The sequence below is a fragment of the Streptomyces sp. NPDC096324 genome, from assembly GCF_044763015.1.
In the GTDB taxonomy this organism is placed as follows: Bacteria; Actinomycetota; Actinomycetes; order Streptomycetales; family Streptomycetaceae; genus Streptomyces.
Genome location: NZ_JBIWFK010000003.1, coordinates 154,490 through 179,066, shown reverse-complemented (window position 1 = coordinate 179,066; position 24,577 = coordinate 154,490). Strand labels below are relative to the sequence as shown.

The following is a 24,577-nucleotide window of genomic DNA, read 5'->3' as shown; positions in this document are numbered from 1 at the left end:
CTTATGTGCGCCGCAGCTCAGCCATCCTCAGTCACTGGCTGGCGGCGCGATTGCGGTCCGCCTTGAGCACTTCCATGATCGATTTACCGATGGCCCCGGCTACGGGCGGCGGAAACGCGTTGCCGATCTGTCGGTACTGGGCCGTCTTGCCTCCCGTGAATTCCCAGTACATCGGGAACCCCTGGATAATCGCCGCCTGGCGGACCGTGAGCATGGGCCCCCCGGGACGGAAAAGATCGCGATCCTCAGTGCCGGTCGGCTTACCGTCCACCGGCGCGTTGGCCACGCCCAGGCCCGAGACGCCCAGCTTTTCCCATGCCTTCTTGGCACGGCTGGGACCGAGGTCGGCGCCTCCGTGCTTCTTGGAGCCGCCTACGAGAGTGGGAGCGACGGTCCCGCTGGCGGCAGCCTTCTTCCATTTCTTGAGCACTTCATTGGCCTCAGCTTCCCGAGGACCGCCCTCAAACACGTCGACGCGCGCCTTCATCGTCTCCGCAAGCTTGCCCAACACTGTTGCCGTCTCGGTACTGGGTGTCGGGGCTTCGTACTTCAGATCCTTGAGCACGTCTTTCCGGAAGGCGACGAGGATGGAGCGCGGCCGGAGCTGCGGGACACCGAACTCCGCCGCTTCGTAGACCTTCCACGCCACGACCTCGTAGCCAGGAAGCCCGTCCTCGTCAGGTTCCATGTCCTCAAGGCTGGCCTGGATCCGCGACCTGTAGTCGTAGAACTTGGGGTCCATGAGCCCACGGACGTTCTCGATCATCACTGCGCGAGGGCGGATGAGTTCGGCCAGCTCCAGGATGCGCGGGAAGAGATCACGCTCGTCGTCCTCACCGAGCTGCTTGCCAGCGTGGGAGAAGGGCGGGCACGGCACACCCCCGGCAAGCAGGTCAACCTCACCCCGCTTGTAGAGACCGGCACTCTTGACCAAGTCGCGCGCGGGGTCGAACTCCGTCACGTCCTGGCAGAGGACATCGCAGTTGGCGCGCTCCCAGTCCCACTTCGGGTGCACCTCGATGTTCTCGCGCAGCGTGGCCGCCGCGTACTTGTCGATTTCGATGAGGGCAAGGTGTCTGAAACCGGCCGTGTGCAGTCCGATCGCCTGCCCGCCAGCGCCGGCGCAGATCTCGATCGACGTGTAACCCCGGTCAGTCCCCGTCATGACCCCTCCTCTTGCACGAATACCAGTGACGCCTCATACGGCAGCCATCACAGAGGGTGACACGACCCACTGACATTGCGTCTCGACACGGCGGCACACACCAGTGTGCGGCATCCTCAGCACCACCTCGGCCACCAGCACCATGGGCAATTTCGAATGCTCGTACGATACTGCTGTGGCGAGAATTGACTGGACTCGGGACGAGCTGGTGCTGGCCTGCGCGCTCGTTGCCGAAAACGAATGGCGAGAGCTTCGGACAACCGACCAGCAGGTGCAGGACCTGTCCCAGCTTCTCAGGCGACTGCCGCTGCACGATGGCGCGGCGGCGGATCCGAAGTTCCGCTCCCCGGGCAGCGTCAGCCTGAAGACGGGCAACATCGTGACAGCCAGGGCCGAATACGGCGGGGCCCCCATGAAGGGCGGCCGACTGACTAGCGAGGTGGTGGCCGACTTCACAGACCGTCCCGACCAGATGCTTGCCACCGCCAAGGCCCTGCGTGCGGGTATGACGTCCGCCGAGATCATCGGCACCCCGGCCCAGGAAGGCGAAGCGGACGCGGCACGCGAGGGGCAGCTCCTCACGCGCTGGGCCCTCCACCGTGAACGGAGCAGGCCTCTGCGCGACCGGAAGATCCGGGCGGTCCTGGAGGAGGGCGGCACCCTGCACTGTGAAGTGTGCTCGTTCGACTTCACCACCGCCTATGGCGAGCTGGGAGCCGGGTACATCGAGGTCCACCACAGGCTGCCTCTCCACATATCGGGCGTAACGGAGACCCGGATCGCAGATCTTGCCCTGCTGTGCGCGAACTGCCATCGCATGTGCCACAGGAGCTTCCTCGGAGAATCCTGGCGCACCCCTGCCGACCTTCGGGGGCAGATGCGGAAGTCTGATTGAACGCCCTCCCACCAGGCGGCGTCCGCTTCAGCTACGTAATACATCTGCGCGCGACGTACTGCCTCGACGCCCACCGACACCTCGTAGCAGTCCTCAGCGAACGTCCGGAACGCCTCCGGGGGCGGGGCGAGGAGGAGTTCGAAGAGTCGGTGCGAGCCGTCGGGTCCGGGTGGGGCCCGGGAAAGGTGATGCGGCCCGTCTGCCGGTGGCACCGTCAGTCGGCCCCCGGTGCCGGGGCCCGGGCACGCCCCGCTCCCGCAGGGCGTTAGCCTCGGGGGACGAACGAGGAGGCAGTGATGGCGAAGGTTCCGGCCGCGGTGGTGGCCGCCGGGGGGCTTGTCGGTGGGTACGGCGTCGCCCGGTGGACGAGGAAGCGGCAGCTCGGCGGGGTCGTGCTCGCCGCCGCGGGGGTCGCCGCCGCCCGGCAGTGGAAGCAGGAGGCCGGCGGCGCGGCCGCCGGGGTGCTGACCGCCGGGTACGTCGCCGCGTTCGCCGGGTCGCACCCGCTGGCCAAGAAGGTCGGCGCCTGGCCCGCCGTCTTCGGTGTCGCCGGTGCCATGGCCCTCGCCTCCTGGGCCGTGGCCGACCGACGCGCCTGAGCCCTCGGCCCGGGAACGCCGGGGGCCGACCGACACGCCTGAGCCCGGCCCGGGCACCGGGAACGCCGGGGACCGACCGACGCCTCCGAGTGCTGAGCGCCCGGCCGCGCCTCCTACCGGGCCCACGCCGGGCCCGGAGCCGTGCCCGGCCTCAGGAAGCCCGCTCCTCCGTCCCCCGGAACGCCCGCCTGTAGGCGTACGGGCTCGTGCCCACCACCCGCTTGAAGCGGTCCCGGAACGCCGTCGGGGATCCGAAGCCCGCCTGGGTGGCGATGCGTTCGACCGGGTACGTGGTCGTCTCCAAGAGGTACTGGGCGCGGCGCACCCGGGCCCGGTGCAGCCACTGGAGCGGTGTCGTGCCCGTCTGTTCGCGGAAGCGGCGGTTGAGGGTACGGGTGCTCATGCCCGCGTGGACCGCGATGTCCTCCAGGGTCAGCTCCCGGTCCGCGTTCTCCTCCAGCCAGTCGAGCAGCGGCTCCATCGTCGTGCCCGCCGGGGCCGGGGGCTGCGTGTGGACGATGAACTGGGCCTGGCCGCCCTCCCGTTCGAGAGGCATCACCGAAAGCCGGGCGGCATGCGCGGCGACCGCCGAGCCGTGGTCCTTGCGGATCATGTGCAGGCACATGTCCAGCGCCGCCGACGCCCCCGCCGAGGTCAGGAACCGGCCGTTGTCGACGTAGAGCACGTTCGGGTCGACCGTCACCGCCGGGTGCCTGGCGGCCAGTTCCGCGGCCGCGACCCAGTGCGTGGTCGCGCGCAGTCCGTCCAGCAGGCCGGTGGCGGCGAGAACGAAGGCGCCGACGCAGATCGAGGCGATCCGGGTGCCGTTCGCGGCCGCCGCGCGCAGCGCCTCCGCGACGCCCGGCGGGAGCGGGGCGGACGGGTCGGCGACGCCCGGCAGGATGATCGTGTCCGCGTCGGCCAGCGCCTCCAGTCCGTACGGGGCGCGCAGCGTGAACGCGCCCGCGCTCACCTCCGCGCCCGCCGTGACCGAGCACACCCGGGTCCGGTACGCCGGGCGGCCGTCGGGCAGCCGGGCCCAGCCGAACGTGTCGATCGGGGCCGCGAGATCGAACGGGATGACCTGGTCGAGCGCCAGTACAGCCACGGTATGCATGACCAGAGCCTACGCATACATCGGGTTCTCGCCACGCCCCGAGACGTACGCCGGGGCCACCACCACGCCTGCACTTCGACCAGGAAGGCCCTGGCCAGAATCCGTTGCCCCCTGGCAAAAGTGCCACTTCTCCATGATCCGCCCGACCTCTACCGTCACCCCGTGACCAAGTTCCTCCTCGCCGTCCACGTCATCGCCGCGATCGTCGCCATCGGGCCCGTCACCGTCGCCGCGAGCATGTTCCCGCCGGCCGCGCGCAAGGTCCTCGAAGCGCCGGACGACCCGAGCGCCCTCGCCACCACCCGGCTCCTGCATCGCATCTGCCAGGTGTACGCCGTGGTGGGTGTCGTCGTTCCCGTCTTCGGGTTCGCCACGGCGAGCGACATGGGTGTCCTCGGCGACACCTGGCTGATCGTCTCGATCGTGCTGACGGCGCTGGCGGCCGTGGTCCTCGCGGTGCTGGTCCTGCCCCGGCAGAGCGCGATCCTGGAGGGCGCCGTCCAGGACGGGACCGTCGACCGTGCGGCGACCGTGCGGCTCGCCATGTTCACCGGAATCTTCAACCTGCTGTGGGCCACCGTCACCGTCCTGATGATCATCCGGCCGGGGTCCACGACCGGCACCTGACCGATCGGGCGGCACCCGTTCCGGCCGTCGGCCCCGGGCCCTAGGATCCCGCCATGGACGCAAACCAGCAGCAATCCGGGCCGGGCACCTACCTGACCTTCGTGGAGCAGCAGTTGACCGCCGACGGATGTGCCACGCGGTGGGAGGAGTGGGCCGGGGTGCCCGTACTCGTGGGGCGGCGGGCCGAGTTCCGGATGCGCTGGATGGGGACGAAGCTGCACCTGTTCACGGTGGCCGCGGTCGTCCCGGAGATAACCGTGCAGGCCATCTCCGGCTTCACCGACCAGGTGATGAAGTACGCCAAGGACACCAAGGGCGGTCTGCCCGTCGGCTTCCAGAACGGCATCGGCGCCTTCCCGCTGCTCGTCAGCGACCGGGTCGACCCGGCGGCCGTGCAGTGGGCCGAGGCGCAGCAGCGGGTCAAGTTCGCCTGCATGACGCGGCCCGTCGTGGTCGACAGTTCGCGTCAGTACGTGGGGATGTACCGCGGCAAGCCGGTCCTCGGGCGCGTCTACGCCTCGTACTTCAACGAGAAGAGCTCGCGGTACTTCTACGGGCAGTGAGCGGGCCCGGGCGGGCAGCGGGCGGACCTGGGTCTGTCGGCCGCCCGCGTGTTTCCACGTCACCGTGGGCCGGCCGGCCCACGTGTCCCACCGTCACCACTGACCGGCCAGGACCCGCTCCTCCTCCAGGGCGTCCGCCAGGTCCGTCCTGAACTGGCGTGCCACCGCGCTCACGACCAGCACGCAGGTGGCCCCGAGCAGCGTGACGGCCGCCCAGGTCAGCGGCCACACCCCGGCCAGGCCGTCCGGGGGGCCGGGGTGGGTCCGCAGCGACACGTGGAGCAGGATCGCCGGGGGTGCCGCGACCAGGAGCAACGGCCAGGCCAGCGCGTCCCGGAGCCCGAAGTGGACGGCCAGGAGCAGCAGGACCGCGGCGAGGGCGAGGACGCCCGTACCGGTCATCGGGGTGGTCTCGACGGTGGAGCCCGGCGTCTCCGCGCGGTCGCGCAGGTCCCAGGGCAGACAGGTCAGGTACGCCGCGCAGGAGAGGGCGGCGCCGAGCACACGCGTCAGCCAGCGTTCCGGCCAAGGGCGCGTTCGCAAGGGGCGGAGCAGTTTCTCGGTCATGCGTACGAGGGTCACGCGCCCGGCGGGGCCGCGACAGAGTACGCGTACTCAGAACCGTGGACGAGCTACGACACGTCGCGGAACCAGGGACGAGCTACGACGCGTCGCACAAGCGGGGCTTCGACGCGCCGCGGAACCGGGGAGTCCGAAGGAACCGCTCGCCCGGGCCGGCGCCGGGTTCAGGTCGCCCGTGCGGTGGACGCCGGTGAGGCGGCTGCCGTGGAGGGTGCCGTCGACAGCGGCGCGGCGATGTCCTCCAGGGAGCGCCGCTCGGCCTTGACCGCGAGGAACACGGCGACCAGGCCCGCGGCGCACATCAGCGAGGCGCCGATCTGGAACGCCAGCACCGTGTCGCCGACGACGCCGGACTTGGTGAGGTCGGCGAAGACCAGCGGACCGCTGATACCGCCGGCCGCGGTGCCGATGGCGTAGAAGAAGGCGATGGCCATCGCGCGGGTCTCCATGGGGAAGACCTCGGAGACGGTCAGATACGCGCTGGAGGCGCCCGCCGACGCGAAGAAGAGCACCACGCACCAGCAGGCCGTCATCGTCACCGCGTTCAGCGCGCCCTGGTCGAAGAGCCATGCCGTGACGAAGAGCAACAGACCGGAGAGCAGATAGGTCGAGGAGATCATCACGCGGCGGCCGAGGGTGTCGAAGAGCTTGCCGAGCAGCAGCGGGCCGAGGAAGTTGCCGGCCGCGATGACGGCGAAGTAGTAGCCGGTGCCGCCGGTGGGCACGTCGAAGAACGTGGTCAGGATGGAGCCGAAGCCGAAGGTGATCGCGTTGTAGAGGAAGGCCTGGCCGACGAAGAGGGCGAGGCCGAGCACGGCCCGCTTCGGGTACCGGCCGAAGACCGTCTTCGCGATGACGCCGAAGCCGATGCTCTTGCGCTGCTCGATGGTGATCTCGCCCTCCGGCGCCGGCAGCGGTTCGCCCCGTTCCTCCTCGATCTCCTGCTCGACCGAGGTGACCAGTTCCTCCGCCTGTTCGCCGCGGCCGTGGATGAACTGCCAGCGCGGGCTCTCCGGCACATGCCGCCTGACCAGCAGGATCACCAGACCGAGGACCACGCCGAGGCCGAAAGTCAGCCGCCAGCCGAGGTCCTTGGCGAAGATGTCCGTGTTCAGCATGACGATCGACAGCAGCGCACCGCCGATCGCGCCGAGCCAGTAGGTGCCGTTGATGATCAGGTCGACCCGGCCGCGGAACCGGGCGGGGATGAGCTCGTCGATCGCCGAGTTGATGGCCGCGTACTCGCCGCCGATGCCGAAGCCGGTGAGGAAGCGGAAGGTGAAGAACCACCAGGCGTCGAAGGACAGGGCGGTGAGCGCGGTCGCCGAGAGATAGACGACGAGCGTGATCATGAAGAGCTTCTTGCGGCCGTACCGGTCGGTCAGCCAGCCGAAGAACAGGGCGCCCGCGCAGGCGCCCGCCACATAGAGCGCCGCCGCGATACCGGTGACCTGCGCCGAGGAGATGGCCAGGCCGCTGCCCTCCTCGGAGAGCCGGCCCGCGATGTTGCCGACGGTCGTGACCTCCAGGCCGTCCAGGATCCACACGGTTCCCAGGCCGATCACGATCATCCAGTGCCAGCGGGACCACGGCAGCCGGTCCAGACGGGACGGCACGTTCGTGGTGACCGTGCCGTCGGCCGCCGGGACGGATGCCGGTGAGGCGGGGGCTGACATGAGGTTCCCTCTCCGTCGGGCGAGCCCGACCGGGTTCCCTCTCCGTCGGGTGAACCTCCGCCGGGTTCCCGCCCTTTGGCCGGTTAAGCCCCCAGCCCCCGTGACACCACGTAGATCAGCAGTCCGGCCAGTGAGCCGACCACCGTGCCGTTGATCCGGATGAACTGCAGGTCACGTCCGATGTGTGCCTCGATCTTCCTCGTCGTGTGCTCGGCGTCCCAGCCCGCGACCGTGTCCGTGATGAGTGAGGTGATCTCCTTGCGGTAGGTCGTCACGACGTACACGGCGGCCCCCTCCACCCAGCCGTCCACCTTGGCCTGGAGCTTGGGCTCCGTGGCCATCCGGGCGCCGAGGGACAGCAGGGAGGCCCGCACGCGCAGCCGCAGCTCACTGCGCTCGTCCTCCGCCGCGGACACGATCATCGACCGTACGGCCGTCCACGCGGAGGCGATGAGGTCCTGGACCTCGCCGCGGCCCAGCACCTCGCCCTTGAGCCGCTCCACCCGCGCGCGGGTGTCCGTGTCGGACTGCAGATCGGACGCGAAGTCGGTGAGGAACCGGTCGAGGGCACCGCGGGCCGGGTGGGTCGGGGAGTCGCGCATCTCGGTGACGAAGCGGAGCAGTTCCCTGTAGACCCGTTCGCCGACCTTCTTGTCGACGAAACGGGGGGTCCAGCCCGGCGCGCCGCCCTGGACGGCGTCCATCACCTGCGTGTCGTGGAACACCAGCCAGTCGTGCGCGCGGACCACCACCAGGTCGACGAACCGCTTGTGGCCGCCGTCCAGGACGATCTTCTCCAGCATCTTCCCTATGCCGGGCGCGATCTCCTGGGCGTCGGCGCGGCGCGTGATCGCCTCCCCGACGACGGCCTGGACGTCGGAGTCGCGCAGCACGGTCAGGGCGCCTCTGAGCGCGGCGGCCAGTTCGGCCGTGACCCGGTCGGCGTGCTCGGGATCGGCGAGCCAGGCGCCCAGTCTGCTGCCGATGCCCACAGCGCGCAGCCGTTGGCGGACGACCTCCTGGGAGAGGAAGTTCTCGCCGACGAACTCGCCCAGGGAGACGCCGAGCTGGTCCTTCTTGGTGGGGATGATCGCGGTGTGCGGGATGGGCAGGCCGAGCGGGTGCCGGAAGAGGGCCGTGACCGCGAACCAGTCGGCCAGCGCGCCGACCATGCCCGCCTCGGCGGCCGCCGCGACATAGCCGGCCCAGGCGCCCGCGCCTTCGTTCGAGGCCCACTTCGCCAGTACGTAGACGAGGGCGACGAAGAGCAGCAGGCCGGTGGCCGTCGCCTTCATCCGGCGCACCCCGCGGCGCTTCTCCTCGTCGGCGGGGCTGAAGGTGTTCATCGCCCGCCCCGGCACGGAGGCCGTCCGGCCACTCGCGGCACCGGCGGACTTCCCGGCACCGGCACCATCACCACCGGCGCCAGGGACCTTCCCGCTTCCGGCGGTCCCGTCGCCGCCCGGGACCTCCCCGACCCCGGCGGTCCCGTCGCCGCCCGCGTCCTTCCCGACCCCGGCGGTCCCGCCGGCGTCAGATGCCTCCGCGACTCCCTCGGCCGCGCCGGCGTCCGCGGCCTCAACGGCCCCCGCCCCAACGGCGGCACCCGCGGAACCGGTCTCCGCCGCCCCGGTTCCCCCGGCCTCGGCGCCGTTCGCGGCGTCGGCGGGTCGGGCATGCCGCTCCATGCCGTCCCCCTCACCCGAATTCGTGCGTCCCATTCACTCCACCCGTTCGCAGGCCACGTCACGCCTCGTACACATTGTCCCTTTCTCACTCTCTTCTCACCGACTCCTGGAACGCCCCAGGAGTTCCCGGCGTCTGTTCGGACGGGGAATCGACGGGGGAATCCCTCAAGGGGGCGCGTCGTCGCTCTCCCGACCCATGACGCATCATGGAGTGATCACATTCGGAGCCTCGGGCTCCCTCGTCCGAGGAGACACGCACCGCATGACCAAGCGTCACGGTTATGCCCTGCTCGCCGCGATCCTTTCCCTGGTCGTGGTCCTTTCCGCCGCCATATACATCGGTGTCGGCGCGGACGACGGCACCGACGCCCGGGCCGCCGTAGCCGGTGGCCACACGTCGCACGACGCCGCCCCCGCCTCCACCGGCACCTGGGTCGGCGCCTGGTCCGCCTCCCCGGCCGGAGCCGAGCCCGGCACGGAGTCCTACGGACTCGCGGGCAGCTCCGTGCGCAACGTCGTGCACACGGCCGCCGGGGGTACGAGTGCCCGCATCACGCTGTCCAATCTCTACGGGCAGCGGCCGCTGGTCGTCACGCACGCGACGATCGCCGTCGCCGCGACCGCGAACAGCGCCGCCGCCACCGTCGACACCATGCGCCGCCTCACGTTCGGCGGTGCCACGAGCGTCGACATCCCGGCCGGCCGGCAGGTGACGAGCGACGCCGTGCGCGTGCTCGTCCCGCACGACGTGGACGTCCTCGTCACCACGTACTCGCCGACCCCGTCCGGCCCGGTCACCTACCACCCGCACGCCCAGCAGATCTCGTACGTGGCCGACGGTGACCGCACGGAGGACGCGAGCGCCGCCTCGTACACCGAACAGAGCCCGTACTGGCGCTACCTGACCGCGCTCGACGTGCTCAGCGACGACGCCACGGGCACCGTCGTCGTCCTCGGCGACTCCCTCACCGACGGCATCACCTCGACCGTGGGTGCCAACAGCCGCTGGACGGACGTCCTTTCGGAGCGGCTGCGCGCCGCGGCCGGGTCCGGGGACACGCCCCGCTACAGCGTCGTCAACCAGGGCATCAGCGGGAACCAGGTCCTCGCCGCGGGGCTCGGCCGGCCGGCCGACAACCCCAGCGGGCTCAGCCGGTTCGGCCGCGACGTGCTCGACCGCACGAACGTCAGGGCCGTCGTCATCGACCTCGGCGTCAACGACATCCTGCGCAACCCGCACCAGGTCGATCCGACCACCGTGACCGACGGCCTGCGGACCCTGGTGCGGCAGGCCCACGCCCGCGGACTGCGGGTCGTCGGGGCCACGTTGATGCCCTTCGAGGGGCACCGCGGATACACCGATGCCCGGGAGGCCGTACGCCAGGCCGTGAACGCGGAGATACGGGCCGGGAAGGTGTACGACGCCGTCGTCGACTTCGACGCCGCGCTGCGGGACCCGTACGACCCGCGCCGGCTGCGGACCGACTACGACTCGGGCGATCACCTGCACCCCAGCGACGAGGGGTTCCGCCGGATGGCCGAGGTGTTCGACCTGAAGGAACTGAAGGGCGCGGTTCCGGCGGAGCTGTGATCCGCCGGTGGTGACGGGGCTCCGGTCCGCCGGAGGGAAACGGGGCTCCGACCGCCGGAGGCGGCCGAGGTCGCATCGGCCGGAGGCGGCGCCCCACTGACCGGAGGAAGCCCGCCGCCCGGCCGGCGAACGGACCTCAGTAGTCCCCGTCGTGCCGCCGTCGGCGGTCCTCGCGGCGCTCCCGGTGGCGGTCCCTGCGCTCCTCGTGGCGCAGGTGACGCTCCTCGTGGCGCTCACGGCGTTCGTCGTGCCGCTCGCGTATCAGGTCGCGGGCCTCGTCGAGCGCGTCGAACATGTCGTCGAGGCCACCGCCCCGGGAGCCCTGAAGCTCCTTGCGGGCCTCCCGGCGCTCCAGCCTCTCCTGCCGCCGCTCCTCCTTCAGGCGCTGGCGCTCGGCACGGGTGAGCTTGCGCTCCACGCCGACCCCGCCCCAGAACGCGAACCCGGTGACGATCACCCGGGGCGCGCCGGGGTCGCCCGGCCGGCCCTCCTCACGGTGGTCGAAGCCGCCCATGATGCCGATACCGCGGACCACGACCTCGACGCCCGGCGGCACGATGACGTTCAACCCGCCCATGACCGCGACACAGTTGACGACGACCTCACGGTCGGCGAAGTTCGCCTCGCGCAGGTCGATCTCGCCGCCGCCCATGAAGGTGAAGGAGTTGAAGCGCTTGGGCACCGTCCAACGGCCCTTGCGCTCGAAGCCGGACAGAACCGCCACACCCCACGCGGACGTTCCCTCGCCGCCGACGATACGAGAGCCCCAACTGCCGTCGTCCACAGGCTGCTTGACCATGGAGATTCGAGGGGACGGCACCGCGCCCGGCAGATCGCGGGTGATCGGCGTCAACTCCCCGTACGTACGGGCCGCGTACGTCGCCTCCAGCCGCTCCTCGAACTCCTCCATGTCGAGGCGGCCCTCCGCGAGGGCGTCCCTGAGCTGTTCGGCGACACGTTCGCGATCGGCGTCGGAGGCACGCAGCTCCGGGAGTTCGTCCGTCATGGCAGCAGCCTACGAGTTCCCCCGCCCGCGGGCCATCCGCACCACCCGTGCGGCCGCCCCCGCTACGCCCCTGCCTTCCCGGCGTACATCCGGCTGATGACCGCCTCGATGTCCGGCTCCCGTACCGAAAGGTCCACCAGCGGATATTCCGCCGCGATCCGCGCCACCAGCGGAGCGGCCGACGTCGCGGCGGGGAACGCCAGCCACTGGCGCGGCCCCTCCACCTTCACCACCCGCGCCGACTCCAGCTCGATCGGCGGCAGTTCGCGCTCCAGGTCCACGACCAGGGTCCGCTCGCTCTCCCCCACCTCGTGCAGCCCGCTCAGCGCGCCGTCGTACATCAGCCGCCCGTGGTCGATGACCATCACCCGGCGGCACAACTGCTCGATGTCGGTGAGGTCGTGCGTGGTGAGCAGGACCGTCGTGCCGCGTTCGGCGTTCAGATCCCGCAGGAACTCCCGGACCCGCACCTTGCTCACCACGTCGAGCCCGATCGTGGGCTCGTCGAGATAGAGCACCTCGGGGTCGTGCAGCAGGGCCGCCGCGATGTCGCCGCGCATCCGCTGCCCCAGCGACAACTGCCGCACCGGCACGTCCAACAGGGCCCCGAGCTCCAGGAGTTCGACACAGCGGTCGAGGTTCTCCCGGAACCGCGCGTCCGGCACCCGGTACATCCGGTGCATGAGCCGGTACGAGTCGATCAGCGGGAGGTCCCACCACAGCGTCGTCCGCTGCCCGAACACGACCCCGATCCGGCGCGCGACCCGAGTGCGCTCGCGGGACGGGTCGAGACCGGCGACCCGCAGCCGGCCGCCGGACGGGGTGAGGATGCCGGTGAGCATCTTGATCGTGGTCGACTTGCCGGCGCCGTTCGGCCCGATGTAGCCGACCATCTCACCGCGCTCCACGGTGAACGAGATCGAGTCGACGGCCCGCACCTGCCGCCGCTCGCCCCGCAGGAACCCCGTCCTCCTGCGCACGTCGAAGACCTTCTCGACCCCGTCGAGCTCGATGAACCCGGTCCGCGCGCCCGGTTCCCTGCCCGGAGCCGCCGACTCCCTGTCCGCCGCGATGGCCACGTCCGTTCCCCTAACTTCCCGTACTCCGGTAGGCGCGCAGCCCCGCGCGCCAGGCGAACCCGGCCAGCGCGCAGCAGAGCCCCGCGACGGCCGGTGGTGCGAACGCGACCCACACCGGCAGGTCGAGCGGATAGGGCCGCCCCAGCACGTACAGCGCGGGCAGCCAGTTGACGAAGGCGAGCGGGAGGACGAACGTCACCCCGCGCAGCATGTCCTTGGCGAACACGGTCGGCGGGTACTGCAGGAGCGTGTTGCCGCCGTACGTGAAGGAGTTCTGCACCTCGGAGGCGTCCTGCGCGACGAACTGGAACGCCCCGCCCGCCACGAACACCGCCGAGAAGATCGCCGCGCCGCTGAGCAGCATCATCGGCATCATCAGCACCTTGAGCGGCGTCCAGTGGATGTCGAGGACGGCGAGGGCGTACCCGAGGACGAGGAGCCCCTGGGTGATCCGGCCGAGGCGGCGCAGCGCGAAACGGTCCGCGGCGACCTGCGCGAGCACCGGTGCCGGACGCACCAGCAGGGTGTCCAGCGTGCCGTCGCGCACCCGGCGTCCCAGCCGGTCCATCGAGCCGAGCGCGAGGTCCGCGAACCCGAACGCGGTACCGGACACCCCGTAGAGCAGGGCGACCTCGGGCAGGCTGTAGCCGCCCAGCCGGTCGACCCGCGAGAACATCAGCAGGATCGCCACGAAGTCGAGCGCGGTCGCCGCGAAGTTCCCGAAGGCGGTCATCGCGAAGGAGGCACGGTAGGCCATCGTCGAGCGGATCCACATCGCGGTGATCAGCCGGTAGGCCCGCAGCCCGTCCCGCAGCCGCTCGTACGCGCCCTGCCGCTCGAACGGCCGGAACTCCGGCGCCCGCACCGCCGCCGCACCGGCCCGCCCGGCCGCGCCCCGCTCCCCCGCCGACTCCCGCGCCGCGCCCCGCTCCCCCGCCGGCTCCCGTTCCCGCGCCGGGCCCGCCACGACCCCCGTCCCCCGCTCCACCGGATCAGCCACCCTGCACCACCACCCTCCGTGTCGCCACCGACTGGACCAGCCGCCCGGCCGCCAGCAGAACGACCGCCCAGGCACCCTGCACCGCGTACGTGCCCAGCGGATCCGCCGTGCCGAGCAGGACGTCCACGGGCGCCTGGATCAGCGACGACCAGGGCAGCGCCCGTACGACCTCGCCGAGCGCGCCCGGGAAGACGTTCAGCGGCAGCAGCATCCCCGAGCAGAAGATCCCCGCGATGGAGGTGAGCTGCGCCACCCCCGCGCCGTCCATCAGCCAGAACGCGGACAGCGCCACCAGGAAGCGGATCGCGAACCCGACGACCACCCCCAGCGCGACCGCGACCAGGAAGGCGAGCCAGGTCAGCGGATCCGAGGGCAGCGCCAGGTCGAAGACCAGCGCGCCGAACAGGAGCGGCACCACTCCGCGGCCCAGCAGATGGAACAGCGCCCGGCCCATGTCCTGGGCGAGCCACCACACCTGGAGGTCGGCCGGCCGGTACAGATCGATCGCGATGTCACCCGTACGGATGCGTTCGATCAGTTCGTCCTCGAAGCCGCCGCCCATCATCGCGACGACCATCAGCAGCCCCTGGCTGACCCAGACGTAGGTGAGCGCCTGTGCCTGGTCATAGCCGCCGAGGTGCGGCTTGCTGTCCCACAGGGCGATGAACAGGTACGCCAGGATCAGCCCGAAGACGGTGTTCGTGAAGACCCCGGCGGCGGTGGCGACCCGATAGGTGGCGTACCGCCGGAACCCGCTGCCCGCGACAGCCGCGTACAACCGCGCCGTGCCCACAACCCGTCCCTTTCCTCAGCGTTGAGCCAAAACGCAGGAGCCTAGTCCCGGCCCCGCGGGGGCCGCCAGGCATTTTCCGGCGCGACGCGTGCCGGGATCGAGGAACGGAACACATGGTGCGAGAGTCTTCATACGGGGCGCACCAGGCGTACGAGGGCGTACGGCTACGTACGACGCGAAACAGGAGTCCGGCGAACAGATGAGCGACGAGCCGCAGCAGCGCAGCCAGGGCTGGGCACCGAGGGAACCGGAAGCGGGCCCCCGCCCGAACCCGTCCCCCGCGGCGGGACCGCAGACGGGCCGGCGGTCGGAGCCGGGAACAGGACCGGACGGACCGGGCGCGGGCCCCGGCGGACCCGGCGCGCGGCCGAACCAGAAGCAGACGGCGCTGCAGAAGCGGAAGCGGAAGCAGCGGCCGAAGCGGACCGGACTGCGCAGACTCGTCCCGACCTGGCGCATGGTGCTCGGCACGGTCCTCGGGACGGCACTGCTCCTGGTCGGCCTCTTCGCGCTCGGCTACTTCCTCGTCAGGATCCCCTCCGCGAACGCCGCCGCGATCAAACAGAGCAACGTCTTCCTGTACGCCGACGGCAGCCAGCTCGCCCGCGACGGCGACGTCAACCGCGAGAACGTCACGCTCGAACACATCTCCAAGGACGCCCAGCACGCCACCCTCGCCGCCGAGGACCGCGACTTCTACAGCGAGTCCGCCATCGACCCCAAGGCGATGATCCGCGCCGGCTGGAACACCGTCACCGGCAAGGGCAGACAGTCCGGCTCGACCATCACCCAGCAGTACGTCAAGAACTACTACCTGGGCCAGGAACAGACCGTCACCCGGAAGGTGAAGGAGTTCTTCATCTCCGTCAAGCTCGACCGGGAGAAGAGCAAGGACGACATCCTGGAGGGCTACCTCAACACCAGCTACTACGGCCGCAACGCCTACGGCATCCAGGCCGCGGCCCAGGCCTACTACGGCGTGAACGCCAGGAACCTCACCGTCGGCCAGGGCGCCTACCTCGCCGCCCTGCTCAACGCGCCCAGCGAGTACGACGTGATCGCGCACCCCGAGAACAGGGCCGGGGCCCTCGCCCGCTGGAACTACGTCCTCGACGGCATGGTCAAGCAGAAGTGGCTGACCCGGGCCGCACGCGGCCACGTCTCCTTCCCGACCCCCCGGCAGGCCAGGGGCTCGGCGGGACTGTCGGGCCAGCGCGGCTACCTCGTCCAGGCCGTGACCGCCTATCTCACCTCCAACGGGATCCTCGACGAGGACACCCTCACCCGCGGCGGCTACCGCATCACCACCACCCTCCAGAAGTCCAAGCAGGACGCCTTCGTGGAGGCCGTGAACGACCAGGTGACGGACCGGCTCGACAAGGAGAACCGCAAGGCGGACGCCTACGTCCGCGCCGGCGGCGTCGCCATCGACCCCTCCAGCGGCAAGGTCCTCGCGATGTACGGAGGCATCGACTACACCAAGCAGTACGTCAACAACGCCACCCGCCGCGACTACCAGGTCGGCTCCACCTTCAAGCCGTTCGTCTTCGCCTCGGCCGTCCAGAACGGCGCACAGACCCAGGACGGCCGCGACATCACCCCGAACACCGTCTACGACGGCACCGACCAGCGGCCCGTGCGGGGCTGGAACGGCAGCACCTACGCACCGGAGAACGAGGACGGCGAGTCGTACGGGAACATCTCCGTGCGCACCGCCACCGACAGGTCGGTCAACTCGGTGTACGCGCAGATGGCCGTCGACGTCGGCCCCACGACCGTGAAGAAGACGGCCGTGGCCCTCGGCCTGCCCGCCGGCACCCCCGACCTGACCGCCTCCCCCTCCATCGCGCTCGGCCCGGCCACCGCCAGCGTCCTCGACATGGCGGAGGCCTACGCCACGCTCGCCAACCACGGCAGGCACGGCCCGTACACCCTCGTGGAGAAGATCACCAAGGACGGGTCGGAGAACGTGAAGCTGCCGGCCCAGGACGACGAGGGGTCGGCCGACCGGCAGGCCGTCAGCCGTGAGGCCGCCGACACGACGACCTCCATGCTCCAGAGCGTCGTCGACGGCGGCACCGGGCAGGCCGCCCAGAACGCCGGCCGGCCCGCCGCGGGCAAGACCGGCACGGCGGAGGAGGACACCGCCGCGTGGTTCGCCGGCTACACCCCCGACCTCGCCACCGTCGTCGCCGTCATGGGCCAGGACCCCGACACCGGCGCCCACAAGTCCCTCTACGGCGCCCTCGGACAGGCCCGCATCAACGGCGGCGGCTACCCCGCGCAGATCTGGGCCCAGTTCACCCGGAACGCCCTGGAGGGAACCGAGGTCTCGGACTTCGACCTCGAACTCCAGCCGGGCGCCGAGGAGATGTACGACCCCGGCGACGAGACCGACGACCCGGACGCCACCGGCCAACAGAACGACGGCGGCACGGACGGCGAGGAGGTGGGCGGGGCGGGCGGCAGCGCGCCGGCGACGCCGAACGGCCGGAGCCCGGGCCAGAGCCACACCCCGGGCCGGACCGACGGCCACACCCCGGGCCACACCGACGGCGGGACCACGGCCGGTACCACCGGTGGTACCCCCACGGACGAGGGCACCACCGGGACCGGCACGACGACCGGCGGCACCTCGGCCGGCACCACGACGGGTGGAGACCCCACGGACACCGGCACCACGGGCTCGACGGCGGGCCAGGGACCGCTGAGCGGGCTCACGCCCAGGAAGGGCAGGCACTGAGCGGGGTGGCCGTGGGACGGCCGGGCGCCGGACCTGCGATCAGGTCCGGCGGTCAGAGCCCACTGTTCGGCGGCAGCGGTCGGAAGCGGCGGGTCAGATCCCCAGATCCTTGATGATCTTCGCCACGTGCCCGGTCGCCTTCACGTTGTACAGCGCCCGCTCGACCTTGCCCTCCTCGTCCACGACGACCGTGGAGCGGATGACACCGACGACCGTCTTGCCGTACAGCTTCTTCTCGCCGAAGGCCCCGTACGCCTCCAGGACCGTCTTGTCGGGGTCCCCGACCAGGGTGACCTTCAGCGACTCCTTCTCACGGAACTTCGCCAGCTTCTCGGGCTTGTCCGGGGAGACACCGATCACGTCGTAACCGGCACCCGCCAGCAGGTCCAGGTTGTCCGTGAAATCGCAGGCCTGCTTCGTGCAGCCGGGAGTGAGCGCGGCCGGGTAGAAGTAGACGATGACCTTGCGGCCCTTGTGGTCGGCGAGGGAGACCTCGTTGCCGTCGGCGTCGGGCAGGGTGAAGGCGGGGGCGGTGTCGCCGGGCTGCAGTCGCTCGCTCATCGGAACCTCACGTGGCCGGTGGAATGGATACGGAACGAGCGTAATGGGGGGTGCCGAGGGGTGCGGTCCGGTACGAACTGACAGACTGTCCGAATCAGGGAGTCACTACACGACCACGGAGGCAGCGCGGTGTCGGATACGTCGAGAACGCCGGATACCAGGACTCCGGCGCAGATCGAGGCGGACATCAAGCACCGCCGCACAACCCTCGCCGACACGCTCGACGAGATCGGCGTACGGGTGCACCCCAAGACCATCGTCGGAGACGCCAAGGCGAAGGTCGCCTCCAACATCGACCACACCCTCGGGCGCGCCTACGTCGGCGTCAACCGCGTCGTGGGCGATGTGAAGGGCCAGTTCGTCTCGGAGGACGGCGCGCCCCGGCTGGAGCGCATCGTGCCGGTGGCCCTCGTCGCGGTGGGGCTCGTCGGGCTGCTCGTGATGGGGACGCGGCGGCGCAAGGGCTGACCCGCCCGCGTACGAAACCGGCCGGGACAGGTAGGTTCAGGGCGTGAGCGCCAACCGTGAAACGCACAGCACCCATGACGACAAGCTGCCCATCCGGATGCTGCACGACCGCGTGCTGGTACGGCAGGACGCCGCCGAGGGCGAGCGGCGCTCCGGCGGCGGCATCCTGATCCCCGCGACGGCGGCCGTCGGCCGGCGTCTCGCCTGGGCCGACGTCGTCGCGGTCGGACAGAACGTCCGCACGGTGGAGCCCGGGGACCGGGTCCTGTACGACCCCGAGGACCGGGCCGAGGTCGAGGTGCGCGGGACCGCGTACGTGCTGATGCGCGAGCGGGATCTGCACGCCGTGGCCGCCGACCGCTTCGAAGGGTCCGAGGACTCGACCGGCCTCTACTTGTAGGGCCTACGTACCCCGAAGGGGCCGGTGACCATGGTCACCGGCCCCTTCCGCCATTCCTTGCTACGGTGGAGGGACCCCGACGAGACGCGCCGTACCGGGCTCAGCAAAGACGACGCAGCCCTGCCCGGCCGTCGTCTCCCGGAGGTACCCGTCATGGCCTGGATCCTGCTGATCGTCGCCGGAATGCTCGAAGTCGGCTGGTCGATCGGGATGAAGTACACGGACGGCTTCACACGCCCGGTCCCCAGCCTCCTGACGGCCGCGGGCATCATCGCGAGCATGGTCCTGCTGTCACAGGCGGCCAAGTCGCTGCCCATCGGTACGGCGTACGGCGTCTGGGTCGGCATCGGCGCGGCCGGCGCCGCGATCCTGGGAATGACCCTCCTGGGCGAACCCGCGACAGCGGCCCGCATCTTCTTCATCTGCCTGCTCCTGGCATCGGTGGTGGGCCTGAAGGCCACATCGGGCCACTGATCCCGACCACCTCCTCACAAGGCGTAACCGTCCGATAAACGGTTCGTTAGTCCGTGCGAGGTCGCGAACATCCGATCGGAACGGAGGGGGCCTGTGCGCATGCAGGACGCAACTGAATCGGTGGCACCGGCCGCCTCAAGCCAGGCCGTGCCGGACTCGGACCCGTACCGCAGGGAACGCCTCGCACCGGCCGTCACCCAGGCGCGCAACTGGACCGATCTGATGCGACGACTCGGCCTCAGGCCGAGTGGCGGCCAACGCCGCGTGCTCCAGGAGAAGGTGGCGAACCACGGACTCGACACACATCACTTCGTCAAGCGCAGCCCGTGGCGCAAATACCCGGATGCCGCCATCGCGGAGGCTGCCGCCTCGTCGTCCTCGCTGCGCGAAGTGGCGCTGAAACTGGGCGCCGTCCCTGCCACGGGAACGCTCTCGCACATCCGCCGCCGCATCAGCGCGGCGGGAATCGACGTCAGCCACTTTCCGGGGATGGACCGGCCCGAGTCGGAACTGCCGTTCACCTCGGAGGAACTGCGGACAGCCGCTGCGGCTTCGACGAGCGTGCGTGGCGTGGCACGCGCGCTGGGCGTTCCGGACGACAGCCGCTCGCGCGTGGCACTGAGTCGCATGCTGGCGACCCATCACGTCGACGTCGGGCACTTCTCTCACCGGCGCACATCGATCTCCGAAGACACGTTGCGTGCTCTCGTGCAAGGCTCCACCAGCTATGCCGACGTGATGCGCGGCCTCGGTATGGACCTCAACGACACCAATCACCGGCGTGTCCGACGCGCGGCCTCCCGCCTCGGTCTCGACACAGGCCACTTCAAGCGCCGGACCTGGGGGCGTCCGGGGCGCCCGACGCCCCCAACCGCGCAACGGGTGCTGGTCGTCCTGCCGACAGGATCCGCCCGCCCCAACCGAGCACGGCTGCATTCAGCACTCCAGGAACTGGGCGTTCCGGACACCTGCGCCTCCTGCGGCAATCCCGGCACCTGGCTGGGACAACCGATCACGCTTCAGATCGACCACGTCAACGGCGACTGGCTGGACAACCGAGTCGAAAATCTGCGATACCTCTGCCCGAACTGTCATGCGCTGACGTCGACATGGTGCCGCCGGAAAGACGGGCGACCCTCAGAGGACGCGGAGTCACCCGTAGACTGATCGGCACGTAGCGGCACGGACGGATGATATGTCCGTTTTGACGCGGTCGTGGCGGAATGGGCTATACGCGCGGGTTTTAGGTGCCCGTGGGAGCAATCCCGTGTGGGTTCGAGTCCCACCGACCGCACAGTTGGAGGGCGAAGGCCCGGTCCGGGCAACCGGACCGGGCCTTCGTGTCTGCGGCGCTCGACAGGCCGGGCTCAGCCCAACAGCTCCCGCACCACCGGTACCAGTGCCCGGAACGCCTTGCCTCGGTGGCTGATCGCGTTCTTCTCCGTCGGGGTCAGTTCCGCGCAGGTTCGGGTGTCGCCCTCGGGCTGGAGGATCGGGTCGTAGCCGAAGCCGTTCGTGCCGGCCGGGGTGTGGCGGAGGGTGCCGGGCAACTGGCCCTCGACCACGCGTTCCGTGCCGTCCGGCAGGGCGAGCGCCGCCGCGCAGGCGAAGTGGGCGGCCCGGTGCGGGGCGTCGATGTCGGAGAGCTGGGCGAGGAGCAGGTCCAGGTTGGCCCGGTCGTCGCCGTGGCGGCCGGCCCAGCGGGCGGAGAAGATGCCGGGGGCGCCGTTCAGGACGTCGACGCACAGGCCCGAGTCGTCGGCGACGGCGGGCAGTCCGGTCGCCCGGGCCAGCGCGTGGGCCTTCAGCAGGGCGTTCTCGGCGAAGGTGACGCCGGTTTCCTTGACGTCGGGGATGTCGGGGTAGGCGTCCGCGCCGACGAGGTCATGGGTGAGCCCTGCGTCGGCGAGGATCGCCTTCAACTCAGTGAGCTTTCCGGCGTTGCGGGTGGCGAGGATCAGGCGGGTCATGCCCGCCAGTATCGCCGAGTCCGCCCGGGGCTTGGTTCCTGACGACCCCGCAGCCCGCCCCGGAGTCCGGTTCAAGTGGCCCGCAGCCCGGTCCCGGGTCCCGGGTTTCGATGGCCTGCGGCCCGCCCGGGTCCCGGGTTCTCGATGGCCCAGCGACCCGCCCCGAGTCCGGGTTCTCGATGGCCCGCGGCCCGACTCCGGCTCCGGTCTCGACAGCTCCGCGGCCCGACTCCGGGCCTACGGCGTGCACACCTTCGTCAGTTCGCCCGCCGCGGCCGTGACGGGGCTGATGTCGGGGGTCGCGTCGCCGTTCTTGACGGCTGTGCGGACGTTCGCGACGGCCTTGTTCAGCTCGTCGACCGCCTTGTTGACGTCGGCGTTGTCCGTCTGGTCGCCGATCTTGTCGAGGTTGTTCTCGATGGCGTTGAGGGACGCGTCGGTCTGCGACGGGTCGTTCGCCGCGTTCTCGACGGCCTGCTGGAGGTCGGTGACGCTGTCGGCTATCGAGTCGGCGGTCTGCACACAGTCGAGCGCCTTGCTGACGGCGTCGCAGCCGACGACCGCCGGCAGGACGACGAGTGCGGCGACGGCGGCGAGTGCGGCGGTACGACGACGATGGTGGTGGCGCGCGGCCATGGAACGGTCCCTCCCCGTGGGCGTGGTGTGGTGCGGCCACACCGACCGCATCGCACCGGCCCGCTGCGCGGTCGGCCCGATCCGCCCGAGGGGGCCGGCGGGCGCACGGCAGGACCGTACGCCCGTACCCATAAGAACGCTAAGGGTTAACCCGCGGTTGCCTGTGAGGCCTCTTCGAGTACCGCGCGCTGGATGGCGGCGAGTTCGTCGCAGCCCGCGACGGCGAGGTCGAGCAGGGCGTTGAGTTCCTTGCGGTCGAAGGGCTCGGCCTCGGCGGTGCCCTGGACCTCGACGAAGCGGCCGTCCCCGGTGCACACGACGTTCATGTCGGTGTCGGCCTTGACGTCCTCCTCGTAGCGGAGGTCGAGGAGGGGGACGCCGCCGACGATGCCGACGGAGACCGCGGAGACCGTGCCGGTGAGGGGCTTGCGGCCGGGCTTGACGAGCTTCTTGCCCTGGGCCCAGGTGACGGCGTCGGCGAGGGCGACGTAGGCGCCGGTGATGGCCGCGGTGCGGGTGCCGCCGTCGGCCTGGAGGACGTCGCAGTCGAGGACGATGGTGTTCTCGCCGAGCGCCTTGTAGTCGATGACGGCGCGCAGGGAGCGGCCGATGAGGCGGCTGATCTCGTGGGTGCGGCCGCCGATCTTGCCGCGGACGGACTCGCGGTCGCCGCGGGTGTTGGTGGCGCGGGGGAGCATGGAGTATTCGGCGGTGACCCAGCCCTCGCCGCTGCCCTTGCGCCAGCGCGGGACGCCTTCGGTGACGGAGGCCGTGCAGAAGACCTTGGTGTCGCCGAAGGAGACGAGGACGGAGCCCTCGGCATGCTTGCTCCAGCCACGCTGGATGGTGATGGGGCGAAGCTGTTCGGGGGTGCGGCCGTCGATTCGAGACATGGTGTCGAGCCTATCCGCACAGGCATGAGGGGCTGTCCGCCGGTGGCGGATTCAGCCCCTCATGGGTGAGCCGGTGCGGCTCCTGAAGCGGTGTGCGGCGCGTGTGGGGGGCCGGGTGGCTTCAGTGGGTCCCGGTGGTCACATCATGTCTTCGATCTCGCCGGCGATGGGGTCGGCGTCGGTTCCGATGACGACCTGGATGGCGGTGCCCATCTTGACGACGCCGTGGGCGCCTGCGGCCTTCAGGGCGGCCTCGTCGACGAGTGAGGCGTCGTGGACCTCGGTGCGCAGGCGGGTGATGCAGCCTTCGACCTCTTCGATGTTGTCGATGCCGCCGAGCCCGGCGACGATCTTCTCAGCCTTGGTGGCCATGTCCTACTCCCTGATCCGAACCGCTTTGTCGCAGTAACCCACAGTTGGCCCAACTTCGCGAGCGGCCATGTCGTACGTGCCGAAGGATGGCGATCACGACAGAGCGACCCGCCGCAACTGGTCTACACCAGTGGGCGGGCAGTCGCCAAACCGGCCCGCCCGGAGGACGCCCATGAGTGCCGTAAGTGACGTATCGCCGGCGCGCGCCCGTTGGCACAAGGCCTTCCAGGGACTGCAGAAGATGGGCCGCAGTCTGCAGTTGCCGATCGCCGTGCTGCCGGCCGCGGGCATTCTCAACCGGCTCGGTCAGCCGGATGTGTTCGGCGCGGACGGGCTCGGCTGGGACAACCTGTCCAAGGTGATCGGCGCGGCGGGCGGGGCGCTGCTGGACGGCAACCTCGGGCTGCCGATGCTGTTCTGTGTCGGCGTGGCGATCGGGATGGCGAAGAAGGCGGACGGTTCGACGGCGCTGGCGGCGGTCGTGGGCTTCCTCGTCTACTACAACGTGCTGCGGGCGTTCCCGAAGACCTGTCCGGGCGGGAGCGTCAAGATCGCGCTGGGCTGCCAGTTGGAGGACAACTCGGTCGTCGAGTTCACCTACCAGAATCCCGGGGTGTTCGGCGGCATCGTCATCGGGCTGCTGTCGGCGTACTTCTGGCAGCGTTATCACCGTACGAAGCTGGTGGACTGGCTCGGCTTCTTCAACGGGCGGCGTCTGGTGCCGATCATCATGGCGTTCGTGTCGATCGCGTTCGCCTCGCTGTGCCTGTGGGTGTGGCCGCCGATCGGTACCGCGCTGGAGAACTTCAGCGACTGGCTGGTGGGTCTGGGGGCGTGGGGTTCGGGTGTGTTCGGTCTGGCGAACCGGGCGCTGCTGGTGATCGGTCTGCACCAGTTCCTGAACGTGCCCATCTGGTTCCAGTTCGGGAGTTACACCAAGCCCGACGGTCAGGTCGTGCACGGCGACATCAACATGTTCCTGGCGGGCGACCCGAACGCGGGGCAGTTCCTCACGGGCTTCTTCCCGATCATGATGTTCGCGCTGCCGGCCGCGGCCCTCGCGATGACGCACACCGCGAAGCCGCATCGGCGCAAGGAGATCGGCGGCCTGATGCTCTCGGTGGCACTGACGTCGTTCGTCACGGGCATCACCGAGCCGATCGAGTACTCGTTCCTGTTCATCGCGCCGCTGCTGTACGCGGTGCACGCGGTGCTGACGGGTGTGTCGATGGCGGTGAGCTGGGGGCTCGGCGTGCACGACGGCTTCAGTTTCTCGGCGGGTCTGATCGACTACGTCATCAACTGGAACCTGGCGACGAAGCCGTGGCTGATCATCCCGATCGGGCTGTGTTTCGCCGCGGTCTATTACGCGATCTTCCGGTTCGCGATCACGAAGTTCGATCTGAAGACTCCGGGGCGGGAGCCGGAGGAGGACGTCGAGGACACCACGAAGGCGTAGCCCCCCGCACCCCCTGCTCACGACGAAGGCCTCCTGACCTGCCGGTCCGGGGGCCTTCGGCATGTTCGGAACCGATTATTCCTGTTATGGCCGAGGCCACAAAATTCGGACCTTCCTTATCCGGCCTTCACCGTGCTAGAAACAGGTCTACACCACTGGTGGTGTAGACCACATGGTCGCTGCCGACCTCTGTCGTACCTTCCCGTCCCCCGGCAGCGCC

General features: G+C 70.3%; 25 protein-coding genes, 1 tRNA gene and 1 riboswitch. Of the genes, 12 read left to right on the top strand and 14 right to left on the bottom strand.

Features of this window, described 5'->3' with window-relative positions; genetic code table 11:
- Positions 1–31: 31 nt before the first annotated feature.
- Complete coding sequence (locus tag ACIQ7M_RS08245) at positions 32–1,165, bottom strand: DNA cytosine methyltransferase (RefSeq protein WP_403641231.1); 1,134 nt, start codon at positions 1,163–1,165, stop codon at positions 32–34.
- A gap of 175 nt (positions 1,166–1,340) precedes the next feature.
- On the opposite strand from ACIQ7M_RS08245, the gene ACIQ7M_RS08240 reads away from it, so the two are divergent.
- On the top strand, positions 1,341–2,060 hold the full coding sequence (locus tag ACIQ7M_RS08240; RefSeq protein WP_403641228.1) for an HNH endonuclease: 720 nt from the start codon (positions 1,341–1,343) through the stop codon (positions 2,058–2,060).
- A gap of 296 nt (positions 2,061–2,356) precedes the next feature.
- Positions 2,357–2,659 (top strand): hypothetical protein, encoded by a 303-nt coding sequence (locus ACIQ7M_RS08235; protein WP_403641225.1) that lies wholly within the window; start codon positions 2,357–2,359, stop codon positions 2,657–2,659.
- A gap of 151 nt (positions 2,660–2,810) precedes the next feature.
- Here the strand turns inward: ACIQ7M_RS08235 and ACIQ7M_RS08230 are convergent, their stop codons facing one another.
- A complete protein-coding gene (locus ACIQ7M_RS08230; RefSeq protein ID WP_403641223.1) occupies positions 2,811–3,776 on the bottom strand; it encodes a GlxA family transcriptional regulator in 966 nt (321 codons plus the stop codon).
- 162 nt (positions 3,777–3,938) lie between these two features.
- On the opposite strand from ACIQ7M_RS08230, the gene ACIQ7M_RS08225 reads away from it, so the two are divergent.
- Entirely contained in the window at positions 3,939–4,403 is a 465-nt protein-coding gene (locus tag ACIQ7M_RS08225; RefSeq protein WP_403641221.1) for a DUF2269 family protein, read from the top strand.
- A 53-nt stretch (positions 4,404–4,456) separates the two neighbouring features.
- Positions 4,457–4,966, top strand: coding sequence for a levansucrase (locus ACIQ7M_RS08220; RefSeq protein WP_403641218.1), 510 nt, complete (start codon positions 4,457–4,459; stop codon positions 4,964–4,966).
- A 93-nt stretch (positions 4,967–5,059) separates the two neighbouring features.
- On the opposite strand, the gene ACIQ7M_RS08215 is transcribed toward ACIQ7M_RS08220, so the two are convergent.
- The 3 genes from ACIQ7M_RS08215 to ACIQ7M_RS08205 form a co-directional block, all read right to left on the bottom strand.
- Positions 5,060–5,533 carry a hypothetical protein gene (locus tag ACIQ7M_RS08215; RefSeq protein ID WP_403641215.1) on the bottom strand — a complete coding sequence of 158 codons (474 nt, stop codon included), beginning with the start codon at positions 5,531–5,533 and terminating at the stop codon, positions 5,060–5,062.
- A gap of 179 nt (positions 5,534–5,712) precedes the next feature.
- A complete protein-coding gene (locus tag ACIQ7M_RS08210) occupies positions 5,713–7,224 on the bottom strand; it encodes an MFS transporter (protein WP_403641212.1) in 1,512 nt (503 codons plus the stop codon).
- Positions 7,225–7,307: 83 nt separating this feature from the next.
- Positions 7,308–8,945 (bottom strand): DUF445 domain-containing protein, encoded by a 1,638-nt coding sequence (locus tag ACIQ7M_RS08205; RefSeq protein WP_403641209.1) that lies wholly within the window; start codon positions 8,943–8,945, stop codon positions 7,308–7,310.
- A gap of 229 nt (positions 8,946–9,174) precedes the next feature.
- Between ACIQ7M_RS08205 and ACIQ7M_RS08200 the strand changes: the two genes are divergently transcribed.
- Entirely contained in the window at positions 9,175–10,503 is a 1,329-nt protein-coding gene (locus ACIQ7M_RS08200) for an SGNH/GDSL hydrolase family protein (RefSeq protein WP_403641206.1), read from the top strand.
- A gap of 136 nt (positions 10,504–10,639) precedes the next feature.
- On the opposite strand, the gene ACIQ7M_RS08195 is transcribed toward ACIQ7M_RS08200, so the two are convergent.
- From ACIQ7M_RS08195 to ACIQ7M_RS08180, 4 genes are all read right to left on the bottom strand, one after another.
- The gene (locus ACIQ7M_RS08195) at positions 10,640–11,509 is read right to left on the bottom strand and encodes a DUF1707 domain-containing protein (protein ID WP_355760934.1); all 870 of its coding nucleotides are present in this window, start codon (positions 11,507–11,509) and stop codon (positions 10,640–10,642) included.
- Positions 11,510–11,571: 62 nt separating this feature from the next.
- Positions 11,572–12,582 (bottom strand): ATP-binding cassette domain-containing protein, encoded by a 1,011-nt coding sequence (locus ACIQ7M_RS08190; RefSeq protein WP_403642195.1) that lies wholly within the window; start codon positions 12,580–12,582, stop codon positions 11,572–11,574.
- A gap of 16 nt (positions 12,583–12,598) precedes the next feature.
- Complete coding sequence (locus ACIQ7M_RS08185; RefSeq protein ID WP_403642192.1) at positions 12,599–13,453, bottom strand: ABC transporter permease; 855 nt, start codon at positions 13,451–13,453, stop codon at positions 12,599–12,601.
- 127 nt (positions 13,454–13,580) lie between these two features.
- The gene (locus tag ACIQ7M_RS08180; protein WP_355760936.1) at positions 13,581–14,381 is read right to left on the bottom strand and encodes an ABC-2 family transporter protein; all 801 of its coding nucleotides are present in this window, start codon (positions 14,379–14,381) and stop codon (positions 13,581–13,583) included.
- A 199-nt stretch (positions 14,382–14,580) separates the two neighbouring features.
- On the opposite strand from ACIQ7M_RS08180, the gene ACIQ7M_RS08175 reads away from it, so the two are divergent.
- Positions 14,581–17,124 carry a transglycosylase domain-containing protein gene (locus tag ACIQ7M_RS08175; protein WP_403641202.1) on the top strand — a complete coding sequence of 848 codons (2,544 nt, stop codon included), beginning with the start codon at positions 14,581–14,583 and terminating at the stop codon, positions 17,122–17,124.
- A gap of 93 nt (positions 17,125–17,217) precedes the next feature.
- On the opposite strand, the gene bcp is transcribed toward ACIQ7M_RS08175, so the two are convergent.
- Positions 17,218–17,685, bottom strand: coding sequence for a thioredoxin-dependent thiol peroxidase (gene bcp, locus ACIQ7M_RS08170; RefSeq protein WP_037619171.1), 468 nt, complete (start codon positions 17,683–17,685; stop codon positions 17,218–17,220).
- Positions 17,686–17,814: 129 nt separating this feature from the next.
- Between bcp and ACIQ7M_RS08165 the strand changes: the two genes are divergently transcribed.
- The 5 genes from ACIQ7M_RS08165 to ACIQ7M_RS08145 all read left to right on the top strand — a co-directional run bounded on the left by ACIQ7M_RS08165 (position 17,815) and on the right by ACIQ7M_RS08145 (position 20,321).
- A complete protein-coding gene (locus ACIQ7M_RS08165; RefSeq protein WP_382790107.1) occupies positions 17,815–18,153 on the top strand; it encodes a DUF3618 domain-containing protein in 339 nt (112 codons plus the stop codon).
- Between the two features lie 97 nt (positions 18,154–18,250).
- The gene (locus tag ACIQ7M_RS08160; protein ID WP_326790934.1) at positions 18,251–18,553 is read left to right on the top strand and encodes a co-chaperone GroES; all 303 of its coding nucleotides are present in this window, start codon (positions 18,251–18,253) and stop codon (positions 18,551–18,553) included.
- Between the two features lie 49 nt (positions 18,554–18,602).
- A riboswitch (guanidine-III (ykkC-III) riboswitch) is annotated at positions 18,603–18,672 on the top strand.
- 34 nt (positions 18,673–18,706) lie between these two features.
- Positions 18,707–19,027, top strand: coding sequence for a DMT family transporter (locus ACIQ7M_RS08155; RefSeq protein WP_403641198.1), 321 nt, complete (start codon positions 18,707–18,709; stop codon positions 19,025–19,027).
- Between the two features lie 99 nt (positions 19,028–19,126).
- Entirely contained in the window at positions 19,127–20,194 is a 1,068-nt protein-coding gene (locus ACIQ7M_RS08150) for an HNH endonuclease (protein WP_403642189.1), read from the top strand.
- A 42-nt stretch (positions 20,195–20,236) separates the two neighbouring features.
- Positions 20,237–20,321, top strand: a tRNA-Leu gene (locus ACIQ7M_RS08145).
- Positions 20,322–20,394: 73 nt separating this feature from the next.
- On the opposite strand, the gene rdgB is transcribed toward ACIQ7M_RS08145, so the two are convergent.
- The 4 genes from rdgB to ACIQ7M_RS08125 all read right to left on the bottom strand — a co-directional run bounded on the left by rdgB (position 20,395) and on the right by ACIQ7M_RS08125 (position 22,898).
- The gene (gene rdgB / locus ACIQ7M_RS08140; RefSeq protein ID WP_403641195.1) at positions 20,395–20,997 is read right to left on the bottom strand and encodes an RdgB/HAM1 family non-canonical purine NTP pyrophosphatase; all 603 of its coding nucleotides are present in this window, start codon (positions 20,995–20,997) and stop codon (positions 20,395–20,397) included.
- A 237-nt stretch (positions 20,998–21,234) separates the two neighbouring features.
- Positions 21,235–21,633, bottom strand: a complete 399-nt coding sequence (locus ACIQ7M_RS08135; RefSeq protein ID WP_355760953.1) for a hypothetical protein — start codon at positions 21,631–21,633, stop codon at positions 21,235–21,237.
- Positions 21,634–21,779: 146 nt separating this feature from the next.
- The gene (gene rph, locus ACIQ7M_RS08130; RefSeq protein WP_103554520.1) at positions 21,780–22,526 is read right to left on the bottom strand and encodes a ribonuclease PH; all 747 of its coding nucleotides are present in this window, start codon (positions 22,524–22,526) and stop codon (positions 21,780–21,782) included.
- 138 nt (positions 22,527–22,664) lie between these two features.
- Entirely contained in the window at positions 22,665–22,898 is a 234-nt protein-coding gene (locus ACIQ7M_RS08125; protein WP_069920430.1) for a glucose PTS transporter subunit EIIB, read from the bottom strand.
- 172 nt (positions 22,899–23,070) lie between these two features.
- On the opposite strand from ACIQ7M_RS08125, the gene ACIQ7M_RS08120 reads away from it, so the two are divergent.
- A complete protein-coding gene (locus tag ACIQ7M_RS08120) occupies positions 23,071–24,357 on the top strand; it encodes a PTS transporter subunit EIIC (RefSeq protein WP_355760956.1) in 1,287 nt (428 codons plus the stop codon).
- Positions 24,358–24,577 lie beyond the last annotated feature (220 nt).